This window comes from Pseudaeromonas paramecii, assembly GCF_039540575.1.
In the GTDB taxonomy this organism is placed as follows: Bacteria; Pseudomonadota; Gammaproteobacteria; order Enterobacterales; family Aeromonadaceae; genus Pseudaeromonas; species Pseudaeromonas paramecii.
Window position 1 is genome coordinate 1 of the sequence record NZ_BAABFC010000036.1, and the last position, 518, is coordinate 518.

Annotated in this window: 1 rRNA gene; it reads right to left on the reverse strand. The window is 55.6% G+C overall.

The annotated features are described in order from the left end of the window. Window positions 1-518: ribosomal RNA gene (locus ABD847_RS16820) — 23S ribosomal RNA — on the reverse strand; the annotation flags it as partial.

The window sequence follows — 518 nt, forward strand, 5'->3', positions numbered from 1 at the left end:
CTACCGGGCAGTGCCATTGGCATGACAACCCGAACACCAGAGGTTCGTTCACTCCGGTCCTCTCGTACTAGGAGCAACTCCCTTCAATCATCCAACGCCCACGGCAGATAGGGACCGAACTGTCTCACGACGTTCTGAACCCAGCTCGCGTACCACTTTAAATGGCGAACAGCCATACCCTTGGGACCAACTTCAGCCCCAGGATGTGATGAGCCGACATCGAGGTGCCAAACACCGCCGTCGATATGAACTCTTGGGCGGTATCAGCCTGTTATCCCCGGAGTACCTTTTATCCGTTGAGCGATGGCCCTTCCATTCAGAACCACCGGATCACTATGACCTGCTTTCGCACCTGCTCGACCTGTCCGTCTCGCAGTTAAGCTGGCTTATGCCATTGCACTAACCTCCTGATGTCCGACCAGGATTAGCCAACCTTCGTGCTCCTCCGTTACTCTTTGGGAGGAGACCGCCCCAGTCAAACTACCCACCAGACACTGTCCTCATCCCGGATAACGGGA